At 47.8% G+C, this 14,068-nt stretch carries 13 protein-coding genes and 1 rRNA gene; 7 read left to right on the forward strand and 7 right to left on the reverse strand.

Annotation, left to right across the window (positions count from 1 at the left end; all coding sequences use genetic code 11):
- The 6 genes from G459_RS0102285 to G459_RS0102310 all read right to left on the reverse strand — a co-directional run.
- Positions 1 to 65 (reverse strand): 16S ribosomal RNA (locus G459_RS0102285); the annotation flags it as partial.
- A 524-nt stretch (positions 66 to 589) separates the two neighbouring features.
- Entirely contained in the window at positions 590 to 1,186 is a 597-nt protein-coding gene (locus tag G459_RS0102290; RefSeq protein WP_026966187.1) for a 3-keto-disaccharide hydrolase, read from the reverse strand.
- Positions 1,187 to 1,199: 13 nt separating this feature from the next.
- Positions 1,200 to 1,964: a 3-keto-disaccharide hydrolase gene (locus tag G459_RS0102295; protein WP_026966188.1), complete on the reverse strand. Its 765-nt coding sequence runs from the start codon at positions 1,962 to 1,964 to the stop codon at positions 1,200 to 1,202.
- 233 nt (positions 1,965 to 2,197) lie between these two features.
- Positions 2,198 to 2,980 carry an ABC transporter substrate-binding protein gene (locus G459_RS0102300; RefSeq protein ID WP_245588115.1) on the reverse strand — a complete coding sequence of 261 codons (783 nt, stop codon included), beginning with the start codon at positions 2,978 to 2,980 and terminating at the stop codon, positions 2,198 to 2,200.
- Positions 2,981 to 3,013: 33 nt separating this feature from the next.
- Positions 3,014 to 4,078: a M42 family metallopeptidase gene (locus G459_RS0102305; RefSeq protein WP_026966190.1), complete on the reverse strand. Its 1,065-nt coding sequence runs from the start codon at positions 4,076 to 4,078 to the stop codon at positions 3,014 to 3,016.
- 36 nt (positions 4,079 to 4,114) lie between these two features.
- Positions 4,115 to 5,695 (reverse strand): acyl-CoA carboxylase subunit beta, encoded by a 1,581-nt coding sequence (locus G459_RS0102310; protein ID WP_026966191.1) that lies wholly within the window; start codon positions 5,693 to 5,695, stop codon positions 4,115 to 4,117.
- 279 nt (positions 5,696 to 5,974) lie between these two features.
- Between G459_RS0102310 and G459_RS0102320 the strand changes: the two genes are divergently transcribed.
- The 7 genes from G459_RS0102320 (at position 5,975) to G459_RS0102350 (ending at position 12,666) form a co-directional block, all read left to right on the forward strand.
- Positions 5,975 to 6,910: a Ppx/GppA phosphatase family protein gene (locus G459_RS0102320; protein ID WP_026966192.1), complete on the forward strand. Its 936-nt coding sequence runs from the start codon at positions 5,975 to 5,977 to the stop codon at positions 6,908 to 6,910.
- A 138-nt stretch (positions 6,911 to 7,048) separates the two neighbouring features.
- On the forward strand, positions 7,049 to 8,122 hold the full coding sequence (locus G459_RS0102325; protein WP_026966193.1) for an Ldh family oxidoreductase: 1,074 nt from the start codon (positions 7,049 to 7,051) through the stop codon (positions 8,120 to 8,122).
- 93 nt (positions 8,123 to 8,215) lie between these two features.
- Positions 8,216 to 8,431: a hypothetical protein gene (locus G459_RS0102330; RefSeq protein ID WP_026966194.1), complete on the forward strand. Its 216-nt coding sequence runs from the start codon at positions 8,216 to 8,218 to the stop codon at positions 8,429 to 8,431.
- A gap of 139 nt (positions 8,432 to 8,570) precedes the next feature.
- Positions 8,571 to 9,032, forward strand: a complete 462-nt coding sequence (locus G459_RS0102335) for a hypothetical protein (protein ID WP_026966195.1) — start codon at positions 8,571 to 8,573, stop codon at positions 9,030 to 9,032.
- Entirely contained in the window at positions 9,017 to 9,658 is a 642-nt protein-coding gene (locus tag G459_RS0102340; protein WP_169724995.1) for a hypothetical protein, read from the forward strand. Before G459_RS0102335 ends, G459_RS0102340 begins: the two co-directional genes overlap by 16 nt.
- Positions 9,659 to 9,749: 91 nt before the next feature.
- The gene (locus G459_RS0102345) at positions 9,750 to 11,117 is read left to right on the forward strand and encodes a Gfo/Idh/MocA family protein (protein WP_026966197.1); all 1,368 of its coding nucleotides are present in this window, start codon (positions 9,750 to 9,752) and stop codon (positions 11,115 to 11,117) included.
- A gap of 181 nt (positions 11,118 to 11,298) precedes the next feature.
- Positions 11,299 to 12,666: a Gfo/Idh/MocA family oxidoreductase gene (locus tag G459_RS0102350; RefSeq protein ID WP_026966198.1), complete on the forward strand. Its 1,368-nt coding sequence runs from the start codon at positions 11,299 to 11,301 to the stop codon at positions 12,664 to 12,666.
- A gap of 222 nt (positions 12,667 to 12,888) precedes the next feature.
- On the opposite strand, the gene G459_RS0102355 is transcribed toward G459_RS0102350, so the two are convergent.
- The gene (locus G459_RS0102355) at positions 12,889 to 14,037 is read right to left on the reverse strand and encodes a cellulase family glycosylhydrolase (RefSeq protein ID WP_026966199.1); all 1,149 of its coding nucleotides are present in this window, start codon (positions 14,035 to 14,037) and stop codon (positions 12,889 to 12,891) included.
- Positions 14,038 to 14,068 lie beyond the last annotated feature (31 nt).

Genomic DNA, 14,068 nt, shown 5'->3' on the forward strand with positions numbered 1-14,068 from the left:
TCGACTTGCATGTATTAGGCCTGCCGCTAGCGTTCATCCTGAGCCAGGATCAAACTCTCCATTGTAAATTATCATTCGTATCAGTCAAACAGGCGCCGAAGCTGCCCTGATGACCCCTGTCGTTTCCTCAGGCTTTCTATCTCTTACAACATTTCAAAGAACTTGCCCAACCGCTTTCAGCTGGACTGTCAAAATCCGGAGTCACCTCCCTGATTTCCGTCTCGTTTTCTCTTTCTGCTTTCCGTTCCTTGCGAACCGGGATGCAAAGGTAAGTGAAGTTTTTCTATTTGCAACCGGATCGGAAAATAAATTTTTTAATTTTTCCGCCTCCCCGGCGCCTGTTCCGGGTTTTTATACCCACCACACTCCCTCATTTCAATTTCCCTCGACACCGTTCGCCTCGACTCGACACCGTTCGCCTCGATTGGGAGTGCAAATATCCCCCTTTTTTTCTCCACAACAATACCCTACTCCAAAAAAAATCTCTCCCAAACCTAACTCCCTGAAAATGATCAAGGAAAAGTTTTTACAATTAAAAAAGCCCTGAGAACTCAATCCCCAGGGCTTAGCATATAGAATATTCTGAATTTTACAGCTCCTCCAATTCAATATTTCGCCAGTAGACTTTAATTCCACCGCCATCATGAATCTGAAGCAAAACTCCTCCCTTTCCTTCGCCGATTTTAGCGTCTGAATAATTGACCATCTCCACTCCGTTTACATAAGAAGTAACATTATCTCCTTTGACAACAATTTTCATTTTGTTCCATTCTCCGAACTTCAACGCCTTGTCTTTTTCTGGATCAGGCTTCACCAACCAGCCTCTGCCGTAAGATTCATAGATCCCACCGGTATCATGACCCGGAGGTGCCACCTCTACTTGCCAGCCCGAAACCTTGGTTCCATCTACGGTAGAACGGATAAAGACCCCGCTGTTTCCATTTGCTTCCTGTTTGAATTCGAGATTGATTTCAAAGTCATCAAACTGTTCCTCTGTTCCCAAATATCCATATCCCTTGTCAGGGCCACTTTCAGAGATCAACAAACCATCTTCTACATACCACTTTTCGGTACCATAGATCACCCAGCCGGTAAGGTCTTTTCCATTAAAGAGTTTTTTCTTCTTTTGGGCAAAAGTCACCTGAGTCACCAAAAGCAAAAGTCCAACGATTACTAATTTTTTCATAAATAGGTTATTTTTAAAGGGGTCTAATTTTAATGTTCTTGAACCAAACTGCGTCGCCATGATCCTGAAGAGCGATCAATCCTTTCTTGGCAATCTTGTAATCAGGGAAGTCATTCCACTTGCCGGAGTTTCTCCTTGTATTCCAATCATCAGAATAAGGAATGAACTCCACCGTCTTTTTACCATTCAGCCAATAGCTGGAGCCCTGCGTAGAGAAGATAATTTTTGAAGTGTTCCACTCTCCGGCAGGTTTTACCACGCCTTCGTAGTCTGGTACATACATGGCGTAGTCAGCACCGATTGACTGCCAGTCTTCCAACGGCTGTGCAAAACCCAGCTGATCGATCACCTGATATTCTGGACCTGTATAATAAGGGGCTTTGTATTTTGGATCTTCAACTACATGGTAAAATACGCCGCTGTTGCCGCCTGGCGAGATCTTCCAGGTGAATTCCATCTCAAACTCTTCAAACTCCATAGGACCAAATACCACATCGCCACCGAAATCTTCTCCGCCTGTTGCACCCAGCCCTTTCATTGCTCCATCCTCAATGATCCAGTTTGGCGGGGTAGAGTCTCCGTTGAAGGCTCTCCAGCCTTCCATTGATGTCCCATCAAAAAGGAGCATCCAGCCGGCCGCTTTCTCTTCTTCCGACAATGAATTATCCGCAACCACGACCACTTCCTCAGTGATTTCGGCTGTTTCTTCGGTTGTTTTTGGGCTGCAAGCCCAGGCCATAGCCAGCATAGCTGCCACGGCGATCGAACTTCTCTTCATAGCTTTAAAGTAATTTCATGATTTATGGGTACTCCTTTTTAGATTTAACAAGTTGGGTAGGTTTAACGTTGCTACGGCTAACGACGCTTTCTAGAAAAGCAGTGTATTTTTCAATCCTTAATAAAACAGATCTAATAATTCAGCGCGTAAAAGTTAATTGAATTTTTTACAAAAGTGGCGCCGCGAAAGCTTATTTTTTATGAGTGGAAAAGGGAAGCAATCCCAGGCTTTATTCATAATCTTTTGAAATATTCCATTGAATGAAGTAGACGACTGCCATACCAGGAAAACATCTCTCCATCGACTAGAAGAATTTTACACTTTGGCAAAAGCATCTGAATCGCTTCCCTGTGCTTTTCCCCAAAAGGAAAAGGCTCAGAACTCAGCAGCACGTACTCCGGGGAAAGCTGAATCAACTCCTGCTCACTGATCGCGGGATAACGGGCCTCCTTGACTACATTTTCAAAACCTGCCAGTGAAAGCATCGAATCGATGAATGTCTGTTTGCCCGCGGCCATCTTGGGCTTTTCCCAAATCAGATAGACGCAAGTACCTTTACACGGTACTTTCTCGCTTAGTGAATTCTGGATTTGGGCAACCATCCCCTCAGCTTCAGTTTCCGTCCCGGTGATTTTCCCCAAATCAGAAATCATCCGCATGGAATCATTCAGATCAAAAATATCACTCATCCAAACCGGATAGCTCAAAGCCAGCTTTTCAATCCCTTCCCGATCGTTTTCCTCTTTATTCCCGATTATCAAGTCCGGTTTTAAACGCTCTATGACGTCAAATCGGTAATTCTTAGTACCGCCTACAATGGTTTTGCTCTTCATCAAATGTCCTGGATGAACGCAGAACTTCGTCACGCCGACAATCTGCTCCTCCAAACCCAAGTCCACCAGCAGCTCGGTCTGCGAGGGAACCAGAGAGATGATCCGCTGGGGTGGCTTTGGGAGAAAAACGCTACGAGAAAGATGATCGGTGAAGTACATTGCGGCAAATAGTTTCTCGCCCATAGCCCATCAGAACGATGGACTATGGGCTGAGAGCTACTTTATATATCTAAAATCAAAACTGGGATCGAAGTCTATTAAAAACTCATACATCAGGTTAATCACCTGCTCGATGTCGTCTTTGCTTGCCGTCTCGACCGTGGTGTGCATGTATTTCAGAGGAAGGGAAATGAGCGCTGAAGGCACTCCCTCATTAGAATAGGCAAATGCATCAGTATCGGTACCGGTGACTCTGGAGGCAGCTGCACGCTGGAATGGAATCTCCTTTTTTCTCGCGGTAGCGATAATTAGGTCGAGCAACTTTTTATGAACCGAAGCGCCATAAGTCAAAACAGGCCCTTTGCCCGCAGTCTGATCCCCACTTGTCACCTTATTATATAGAGGAGCGGTGGTGTCGTGGCAAACGTCGGTAATGATTGCCACGTTCGGCTTGATCCGATGGGCGATCATCTCTGCGCCTCGAAGTCCGATTTCTTCCTGCACCGCGTTGACGACGTATAGCCCGAAAGGCAATTCCGCTCCCGCTTCTTTGATTCTCCGGGCAACCTGCGCAATCATATAGCCCCCAATTCTATTGTCCAAAGCGCGTCCAGACCAGAATTTTCCATTCAATTCCGTCAGCTCGTCTTTGAAAGTGATGACGCAACCGACATGAATGCCCATTTCCTCCACTTCGGCTTTGGCGCGGGCACCCACGTCGATGAAGATATTGTCCAGGGTAGGCGCATCCTCTTTGCCTTCTTTTCTGACATGGATCGCAGGCCAGCCGAAAACACCGGGAACTACGCCCTTGTCGGTGTGTATATTCACCCGCATGGATGGCGCGATCATGTGATCCGAACCGCCATTGCGACGCACATAGATGTAGCCGTCGTCTTTGATGTAGTTTACAAACCAGCTGATTTCGTCGGCGTGCGCTTCGATGACCACTTTGTATTCTGCCTCGGGATTGATCACACCGACAGCCGTCCCATAGTTGTCAGTGAAATAGGTGTCGACAAAAGGTCGGATGTAATCCAGCCAAATCTGTTGGCCGGAGGCTTCGAAACCCGTTGGTGAGGCATTATTAAGGTATTTATGTAAAAAGGTGTTCGAATCCATCTTAGAGATTGTCGTTAATTATTAACAGTTGAATTATTACAAAGGTATATTTCCGTGCTTCTTCCTCGGCAGTTTATCCACCTTGTTTTCGAGCATTTTGAAGGCTTTTATAAGTTTGGTGCGGGTTTCGGAGGGGAAAATCACCTCGTCGATAAAGCCCCGATGGGCAGCGCGATAGGGATTGGCAAACTTGGCCGTGTATTCATCGACCTTTTCCTGAAGTTTCCCTTCCGGATCAGCAGCTTCGGCGATTTCTTTTTTGAAGATGATTTCGGCAGCACCCTTGGCTCCCATCACAGCGATCTCCGCGGTCGGCCATGCGTAATTCAAATCCGCTCCGATGTGTTTGGAGTTCATGACGTCATAAGCTCCGCCGTACGCCTTCCGGGTGATCACTGTGATTCTCGGTACGGTCGCTTCAGAAAACGCATACAGCAACTTCGCCCCGTTGGTGATGATCCCGTTCCATTCCTGATCCGTCCCCGGCAAAAATCCGGGAACATCCACCAATACCAACAGCGGGACATTGAAGCTGTCGCAAAACCTGACAAAGCGGGCGGCCTTGACCGAGGCGTTATTATCCAAGACACCGGCCATCGATTGCGGCTGATTCCCTACGATTCCGATGCTTCGCCCGGCGATTCTCGCAAAACCCACTACGATATTGTCTGCATAATTTTCATGCACTTCCAAGAAAGATTCCTCATCGACAATCCCCCTGACCACGTCGCGGATGTCGTAGGGATGGTTGGCATTTTCGGGAACGATCGCGTCGAGAACTTTCCTCGTTTCATCTTTCTTCAATTCGTAAGGATAGACGGGAGCGGTGTCTTCGCAGTTTTGAGGAATATAGCTTAGCAATCGCTTGATGTGTTTGATCGCTTCCATCTCATTGGCGCAGGCAAAATGCGTCACCCCAGACTTGGTACTGTGCGCCGAAGCTCCTCCCAATTCCTCCGCAGAGACGTTCTCTTGCGTGACGGTTTTGACCACATTTGGGCCAGTCACAAACATATAGGAGGTATTTTCCACCATCAGGATAAAATCCGTAATCGCAGGAGAATACACTGCTCCGCCAGCACACGGGCCCATGATGGCCGAAATCTGCGGAATCACTCCAGACGCTAGCGTATTTCTATAAAATATATCGGCATAGCCCCCGAGGGAATTTACTCCTTCCTGGATTCTTGCTCCGCCTGAATCGTTTAATCCAATCACTGGAGCTCCGTTTTTCATGGCCATATCCATGATTTTGCAGATTTTCTCCGCGTGGGTTTCTGACAAAGATCCTCCAAAAACCGTGAAATCCTGAGAAAAAACATACACCAGTCTTCCATTGATTTCTCCGTAACCCGTGATCACCCCGTCTCCCAGATAATGCTCTTTGTCTAAACCAAAGTCTTTGGATCGATGCATCACAAAGCGGTCAATCTCCTCAAACGTCCCCTCATCCATCAGCAACTCGACCCGTTCGCGGGCCGAAAGCTTGCCTTTTTTATGTTGGGCTGCGATTCGGGAATCCCCGCCGCCTTTTTGGGCTTCGGCGTTTTTCTTTCGAAGGAGTTCAAACTTTTCTGCGCTGTCGGGCAAGGTCGCGGGTTTATGCTGTTCAGACATTTTAGATTTTTTTATCCTGACCAAATATAGCCCGAACAGGGAATTGAAAACCGCAAAAACAGAAAAGTTGTGCGAAGCACTTTTATTCTTACTCAGGCCCCCTTTTTCCTCCTAAAAGAGAGAAGTCTGTACCTGTCAGAGACAATATTTTCGATAAAACCATCGATTTCAAAAGCATCCCAGCATGGAAGGAGCAAAACACCTTTTGCCATTTTTTTGCCTCAAAATTGTACTTATCAAAAACTTTCTATATTCGCCCATCCAAAATTTTGGCAGATTATGAGTATCCGAAAAGCCGCGGTAATAGACATGGGCACCAATACATTTCATTTGTTATTGGTGGAGTTGAATGGGAAAAGTTTCAGGACTATCTACAAGGAAAAAATCCCAGTCAAGATCGGTCAAGGCGGAATCAGTCAAAATCAAATCGCTCCAGACGCCCAGAAAAGGGCCTTTCATACCTTGCGGCACTTCAAAAACCTGATCGATGGCGAGCACATTGATCAGGTTTTTGCTTTTGCTACCAGCGCGGTTCGCAATGCAGAAAACGGTCCCGAATTTGTCTCCAAAGTCAAAAAGGATTTGAACATCGACATCCATGTCATCTCCGGCGACGAGGAAGCCCAGCTTATCTATGAGGGCATCAACTTTTCCGGTTCGCTCAACGGCCGCGTCACGCTGATGATGGACATCGGCGGAGGTTCGGTCGAGTTTATCATCGGCACTTCGCAGGAAGTTTTCTGGAAAAAAAGCTTTGAGATCGGAGGCCAGCGCCTTCTGGACGCCTTCCATTACCATGATCCGATCCTGCCAGAGGAGGTCGAAAAGCTGGAAGCCTACTGTCAGGAAAAACTTCAGCCATTGATTGAGGCAATGCAATTCTATAAACCGACCGGCTTGGTGGGTGCTTCCGGGACCTTTGACACGCTGACCGATATCTATTACGCTTCGATGCTACAGTGCAAACTCACCGGTCAGCATGCCTTTGAGCTCCCAACCGGAGATTTCGAGCGGATCTTTGAGATGCTGAAATCTCTCAATCGGGAGGAGCGCCTCAAAATCCCCGGCATGATCCCAATGCGTGTCGACATGATCGTGGTGGCCAGCTGCCTGATCGAGTTTATCCTGCGCTATGTGCCAGTGGAAGCCATGGTTTGCTCCTATTATTCTTTGAAAGAAGGAGTAGTTTCTCGATTGCTCGCTGCCGAAGCATAAAATTGGCTTTCTCTCCCAAAGACTCGTGTCTCTCTTTTTCATCCTCACTCACCGTTAACTCCTGAAAATCGGTCACGGATCCCTGCTGACTGATACTTATCTTTGCCGAGATTTGGCCTGAATTGAACCCCCGTTACTATGCAAACCTACTCCTACGACCAACTTTTTCACTTTACCTATCACATGCTGGTGAAGATCGGCTGCCCTAAGCACGACGCTAAAACCGCCTCGGAAGTACTTCTTTCTGCAGACTTGCGAGGTGTGGACAGTCACGGCGTGGCGAGGCTTTCTGGCTATGTGAGATTGTGGGAAAAAGGAAGGATCAACCCCACGCCAAACGTGCGAGTGACTTATGAAACTCCCTCGACCGCAGTCGTCGATGGAGACAGTGGTTTGGGTTTGGTAGTGGCGCCATTTGCTATGCAGGTAGCGATTGATAAAGCCAAAAACGTAGGAACAGGCTGGGTTTCGGTAAAAAACTCCAATCACTACGGCATCGCCGGCTATCATGCGATGATGGCACTGGAGCACGATATGATCGGCATCTCGCTGACCAATGCCAGTCCATTGGTAGCCCCTACTTTTTCGCAGGAAAGACTCCTCGGCACCAATCCGATATCAGTGGCAATTCCTGCCAAAGACCAGCCCCCTTTTGTCGCCGACATGGCTACCACGACTGCTGCTAATGGTAAACTGGAAATCCTCCAGCGTAAGGGCCTCGACACGCCAACTGGCTGGGTGCAAGACAAAGATGGCCAACCGACGACCTCGGCAAATGGCGTAAAAGACGGTGGCGCACTACTTCCACTCGGAGGTGATCGTGAGCATGGTTCGCATAAAGGATACGCGTTGGGATCCATCGTGGATATTTTCTCCGCCGTACTTTCCGGAGCTAACTACGGGCCTTGGGTTCCACCTTTTGTGGCATTTCTCGATCCTCTGCCCAATCTGGTGGGAGAAGGAATCGGTCACTTTTTCGGTGCCATGCGTGTTGATGCATTCCGTCCTGCAGACGAGTTCAAATCGCACATGGACAACTGGATCACGCGTTTTCGGTCTGCGACTCCTACTCCAGGAAATGAAAAAGTCCTGATTCCAGGCGATCCCGAGCGGGAACTGGAAGCGATTCGGATGAAAGAAGGTATTCCTTTGCTGGATCCGGTGGTAAAAGATCTCACTGAGTTGGGAGAACGGTTTGGGGTGAAGTTTTAGGAAATGCTAGATGCCGGATGACCGATGTCATGCAAGTCCCTAAGGGAGAATCGATCCATTTTTTTTAAATTAGAAGAGTACTCCAATCTACCCATGGCCGACAATCCAAAAAAATACCGCCTCGACCGAACTGCCTTCCAAGCCAGAAACGCTTCCGAGCAAGTCAATTACGGAAAGGAACATAGCAAACTAACCTGGCAGGAGCGGATGCGGATTCATCAGTACCTGAACAGCATCGCATACGGATATGATTTGGATAATCCTCCAAGGATCGATAAGACCGTCTTCAGCGCAAGATCTAGGGAGTGATGGAAAACATTGGCATCGTGAGTCAGCAAAAGATTGATTAAATGTTGGCCAATCGTCCAAAAGATCAGGATGACTTAGAAAACATTTGAAATTATACCGTTTCCTTTTATCGGGTGACACCATTATTTATCTTCACCCCATGCCTCTCACGCCACTAACCTTTCGCCCTTCTTTCGAAGTCAATCCCAAGCTTGCCAAAGCATTCCACAATCTGAGCTCACTACTCATGGCGGTCGGGCAAAAATCAATTACGCCGGTACATGAGCAAAAGATCAACGAGATCATAGCCGGAGTAAACGACTTTCCCGGACCGGACTCTGAGCTTGTCAAGCAATTCAAATCCGCCCAAGCCGGGATTTTAAAACTTCTTGAGACCGACCTTAAAATCGTGTCCAAAAACCACTACCAACTCCAGTGGCTGGCTCTTGGAATGGCTGCATTTGGTATTCCGTTAGGCGTGGTGTTTGGTACATCACTGGGAAATATGGGTCTTATGGGAATCGGTCTTCCGATAGGAATGGCTATTGGCATCGCAGTTGGGACTGCCAAAGACAAGCAAGCTGCTGATGAAGGACGGCAACTGGATTGGGTCGCGAAGTGAGGGTAGCGCATGTGGATACAACTAGAAAACCCTACAAGGGGTGCAAAGGATTTTTAAATCAGAAAAACAGGGCATTGAAATTATGCTTCTTTACCGTTTTTCTTATTTGTGGGTTTTTCTCTTGCGCTACAAAGCACAATGAATCTGAAATACTCACAATAGATACAATCCGAATCGAATCATCCTATTACCGAAGGGAGAAGCTCATCCGTTTTGATTTTGAGACAGTCATTCAAAAGGTAAAAGGAGATACTACTATCTTTTCTTACTATGATTCTTCCGGAAAAGATTTTACAAATGACCTTATTCTGATAAAAATCGATCAACAAAAGTTTAAAGTTCATAATCAAAAAGATTCCGATTGGGTCTACGTAAAAGACTACGTGCTATTTGACAGTCTTCAAGTTGCAAAATACGAGATTGAAAACCCCGCCATGGATGGTGATAGGGGATATCTAATTAGCCCAAAATATGGACGATTGGGATCATACTCTTGGGAAAGTCAGATTTTTTTGAAAAAATGGGGCGACATTATCTTCCAGGATACTTTACATAGTATGTTAAGGACCGACAGCTTAGCGTTTCCCTACATTTTCTTTCCGGAAGAAGAAACGAAACCCAAATAGTCAGGCTCGAGCCGAAATGCCAAGACGATTGGCTACTATCGGACTTTTTGTATCTTAAAAGTTCCAAACCCTTTGAAACCCTCCTAGCCTCGTGAATCCCCTAAACAGAAGAGAATTTTTAAAAGGAAGTACCGCGATTATGTCGCTGGCGAGTTTTGGCTTACTCGGCATGAACTTCAAAGACCGAAAAGGGCCTCTTCAAGTGGCTTTGATCGGCACGGGCTGGTACGGCAAGTCCGACCTTTTTCGCCTCATTCAAGTAGCAGATGTGGAAGTCGTCGGCCTTTGTGACGTCGACAGCAAGCAATTAGCCGAGGCCGGTAGACTCGTTTCCACACGCCAGAAATCAGGAAAAGTTCCCGCACTCTATGAAGACTACAAGGAGCTTTTGGCCAAAGAAAAACCAGAGTATGTGCTGATCGGAACTCCTGATCACTGGCATGCGCTCATGGCCATCGACGCGGTGAAAAGCGGCGCTCATGTGTATCTGCAAAAGCCAATCTCTGTAGACGTGATCGAAGGAGAGGCAATCTTGGCGGCGGCAAGAAAATACGACCGCAAGGTACAAATCGGCACCCAGCGACGCAGCACGCCGCATTTGGTCAAGGCAAAACAAGAAATCATCGACTCCGGCAAGCTCGGAAAGATCTCTCACGCGGAGGTTTTCTGCTACTACCACATGCGGAATAACAGCACCCCGGCCGTGATTCCAGTTCCTGAAAACGTCAATTATGATCTTTGGGCCGGACCCGCACCGATGCTTCCTTATCGCGGGATCTTGCATCGGGGTTGGCGGGCATTTATGGAATACGGCAATGGCATCGTCGGCGATATGTGCGTCCACATGCTCGACGCCGTGCGCTGGATGTGTGACCTGGGTTGGCCAGTGCAGGTGACATCCACCGGTGGAATCTATGTGCAAAAAGACAGCATTTCGAATATCTCCGACACCCAAACTGCGGTCTTCGAATTTGATGAAATGAACGTCGTCTGGCAGCACCGTACTTGGGGTAATCCGGTGGACAAGGATTATCCTTGGGCGTTTAAGATCTACGGGGAAAAAGGCATGCTGGCCGGAAGTCCGATGCGTGCTGATTTCACTCCGCAGGGAAAGGAAAACGGTGAGCCGATTCACTACGAAGTCTTACTGGAAAAAGAGCAATTTCCGGAGGACACCACCGAAAAAGACATCGAGATCCACGCTGCCCCGGCCACCCGCGAGCAGATGAAAAACTGGCTTCAGGCCATAGACACCAACACTTTACCCATCGCCGATGTGCTCCAAGGGCATATTTCCACGGCTTCCTGCATCTTGGCAAACATGTCCATGGAACTGGACAGCCGCCCACTGCGATATGATCCAAAAACGATGACCGTCATTGGCGACGAGGAAGCTACCGCACTGTTGAGAAGGCCGTACAGGGATGGATATGTCCACCCAGAACCAGACAATGTTTAAAACCTTAATTCTGAGCCCGGACTCCCGCAAACTGTCACATTTCCAGCATTTCCGCTCCCAAAGAAGCGACTGTGGTCAATCGACTGTTGACCGTCCACTTCTTCCTTTCATCCAATTCTAGTTGCTAAGGGTTTGTGTTTTTGTATCTTAAGAGGCACAATAAACCTCAAACCCAATCTCAATGAATACACTTAATCGAAGAGACTTTTTAAAAGGATCGTCAGCACTGGCCACACTTGCCAGTTTTGGACTTTTAGGCATGGACTTCAAAGACCGCGAGGGTCCCCTTCAAGTTGCACTGATCGGAGCAGGCTGGTATGGCAAGTCGGATCTCTTTCGCCTGATCCAGGTGGCAGATGTTGAAGTTGTTGGACTTTGCGATCCGGACAAAAACATGCTGAAAGCCGCTGGTGACATGGTCGCCACCCGTCAAAAATCCGGGAAAATCCCAGCACTTTATGAGGACTACAAAGAGTTACTTGCAAAGGAAAAACCCGAATTTGTCCTGATCGGTTCACCGGATCACTGGCATGCGCTCCAGTGCATCGATGCACTCAAATCCGGCGCGCATGTCTACGTGCAAAAGCCGATTTCGGTGGACGTGATCGAGGGAGAAGCAATGGTGGCCGCTGCGCGAAAGTATAAAAAGACAGTGCAGGTAGGAACCCAGCGAAAAAGTACCCCTCACCTGATCGACGCCAAAGAGCAAATCATTGACACCGGCAAGCTCGGAAAGATTTCTCACGTCGAGGTTTGCTGCTATTATCATATGCGTGCAAACGGCAATCCACCAGTTGAGCCTGTCCCTGACTTTTTCAACTACGAACTCTGGACCGGTCCTGCCCCGCTGAGACCTTACGACGGCATCCCGCACAAGCGATGGTGGAGAACTTTCATCGAATACGGCAACGGCATCACCGGCGACATGTGTGTGCACATGCTGGACACCGTCCGCTGGATGCTGAAGCTCGGCTGGCCCACTCAGATCACCTCCACGGGCGGCATCTACGTCCAAAAAGACGGAAAGTCGAATATCTCTGACACCCAATCAGCGATCTTTGAATACCCCGAGCTCAACGTCGTCTGGCAGCATCGGACTTGGGGCAATCCGGATGATCCGACCTATCCTTGGGCATTCAAGATTTTCGGAGACAAAGGAATGTTGGCTGGAAGCACGATGCAGGCGGACTACACACCACTGAGCAAAGACGAGAAACCGATTCATTTTGAATGTCTCTTCGAGCGGGAGAAATACCCTGAAGATGTGAATGAGCCGGACATTGAGCTGAATGCCGCTCCTGCGACCCGCTTTCACATGAAAAACTGGCTGCAGGCGATTGAGACTGACAAGCTGCCTGTTGCAGACATTGAGGAAGGTCATATCTCTACCGCGGCCTGTATCCTGGCAAATATCTCGATGGATCTCGGTGGCCGAACCTTGAAATATGATCCCAAAACAATGACCGTCATTGGCGACAAGGAAGCAACGGAAAGACTGAGACGCCCTTATCGACAAGGCTACACCCATCCGGAACCCAACAAGGTTTAAGATTTAAGGTTAGAAAATTAAGATTTAAAATCCTGGACAACGAGAAGCTGTCCGGGATTTTCTCTATCTGACTATCAACAACCTATTGATTTCTATCCCTGCATTTCTAAAATCTATTTTTAGAAATGCAGGGATAATTCGCAGATAAACAGAAGACGATTTCATCCTATTGATAACCCGTCCCGCTTTAAAAAGCAGCTGGTTCGCAATAGAACTTATACTTTACACCTGCGCCCTGAGCAACTCCAAAAACTTCCTGTCCAGCTTTTCTCCATACCAATCCTCGTACGCCACGTCTTTTCGCCCAGAGTTAAGCACACCAAAAGATCCTGAAAACTCCCAGATTCCAAAACCTACTTCCATCTCTTTCAATACTTGTAGCACGTCGCCAAACCAAGCTAGAAACACCTCATGGGGCGTTTGATTGTAGCAGCCGCATTCTCCGCAATGCACGCCAACTCCCTGATCGATGAGAGCTTTCCAAGGCGCATAGTATTGCCGGATACTTTCAATATCAAGCACTTTCTCGCCTTGCTGCAAAGGCCAATCCACTGGCGGCACAGACTCTGGGTCTTTGTACACCCAGCCTGCTTTATAATGTGAGATTGGGAAAGGATGATAACCCCGACAACTCTGAGACAAGTCCAAATCAGCCAACTCGGGAACGGCGATCCCTCCTCCACCATTGCCGTCAGCGATCACCAAACGGGATTTCTTGACAGATTTGATGGTTTCCAAAGCAGCTTTCGCCACCCGATGGTAATCCGCTACGTCCACGGGACCTCCGGGGCTATGCTGATCGTTTGGATTTTCTCGCTGAAATGGTTCATTGACCAAATCGAAGCTGAGTTTCTTGGAAGAAATTCCCCGATATCGCTTCGCCCACATCTCCCAATGCGCGCAAAAGGCATCCAAAGCCTCCTGATCTTTCCAAAGATTATAGGGCTCTTCAAATCCCGCATTGATGCAAAATCCCGGTGCCCGATGTAAGTTCAAACTCACATGCAAACCCTGTTTTAGAGCTTTTTCGACCAGCTGATCCACTTTTTCAAGTCGGCTTTCGTCAAAATTCAAGACTTCGTCCGTTCGAATGGGTCGAGTCCTGTCAATGGACAAATAGCTCGGATAAGATATCGGCACACGGACAAAATCAAAGCCCCAATCAGCAATCCAGTTGAGGTACTCAGACTTGGTCGGTCTTCCCTGCTCCGGATTATGGGAGAAAAAGTCCAGAAGATTGAAGCCTTTCCAAGCGGGAAGTTTATTTTTCGGTTTAGCTGGCGCAAAAGAAGAAAGCGAAACCAAACTGGCTCCAGCGGTCGCCAAAGCGGTTTTTTTCAAAAAATCTCTACGGGAATCGGGAGAAATCATAGGTTAATGGGTTTTCAATGGAGGCAAAAAA

This window comes from Algoriphagus terrigena DSM 22685 (assembly GCF_000429445.1).
GTDB classification, from domain to species: Bacteria; Bacteroidota; Bacteroidia; order Cytophagales; family Cyclobacteriaceae; genus Algoriphagus; species Algoriphagus terrigena.

What these genes read in the sequence shown, in the direction of transcription:
- G459_RS0102290 (WP_026966187.1), bottom strand. Translation starts at nt 1,186, where the DNA reads ATGAAAAAATTAGTAATCGTTGGACTTTTGCTTTTGGTGACTCAGGTG.
- G459_RS0102295 (WP_026966188.1), bottom strand. Translation starts at nt 1,964, where the DNA reads ATGAAGAGAAGTTCGATCGCCGTGGCAGCTATGCTGGCTATGGCCTGG.
- G459_RS0102300 (WP_245588115.1), bottom strand. Translation starts at nt 2,980, where the DNA reads ATGGGCGAGAAACTATTTGCCGCAATGTACTTCACCGATCATCTTTCT.
- G459_RS0102305 (WP_026966190.1), bottom strand. Translation starts at nt 4,078, where the DNA reads ATGGATTCGAACACCTTTTTACATAAATACCTTAATAATGCCTCACCA.
- G459_RS0102310 (WP_026966191.1), bottom strand. Translation starts at nt 5,695, where the DNA reads ATGTCTGAACAGCATAAACCCGCGACCTTGCCCGACAGCGCAGAAAAG.
- G459_RS0102320 (WP_026966192.1), top strand. Translation starts at nt 5,975, where the DNA reads ATGAGTATCCGAAAAGCCGCGGTAATAGACATGGGCACCAATACATTT.
- G459_RS0102325 (WP_026966193.1), top strand. Translation starts at nt 7,049, where the DNA reads ATGCAAACCTACTCCTACGACCAACTTTTTCACTTTACCTATCACATG.
- G459_RS0102330 (WP_026966194.1), top strand. Translation starts at nt 8,216, where the DNA reads ATGGCCGACAATCCAAAAAAATACCGCCTCGACCGAACTGCCTTCCAA.
- G459_RS0102335 (WP_026966195.1), top strand. Translation starts at nt 8,571, where the DNA reads ATGCCTCTCACGCCACTAACCTTTCGCCCTTCTTTCGAAGTCAATCCC.
- G459_RS0102350 (WP_026966198.1), top strand. Translation starts at nt 11,299, where the DNA reads ATGAATACACTTAATCGAAGAGACTTTTTAAAAGGATCGTCAGCACTG.
- G459_RS0102355 (WP_026966199.1), bottom strand. Translation starts at nt 14,037, where the DNA reads ATGATTTCTCCCGATTCCCGTAGAGATTTTTTGAAAAAAACCGCTTTG.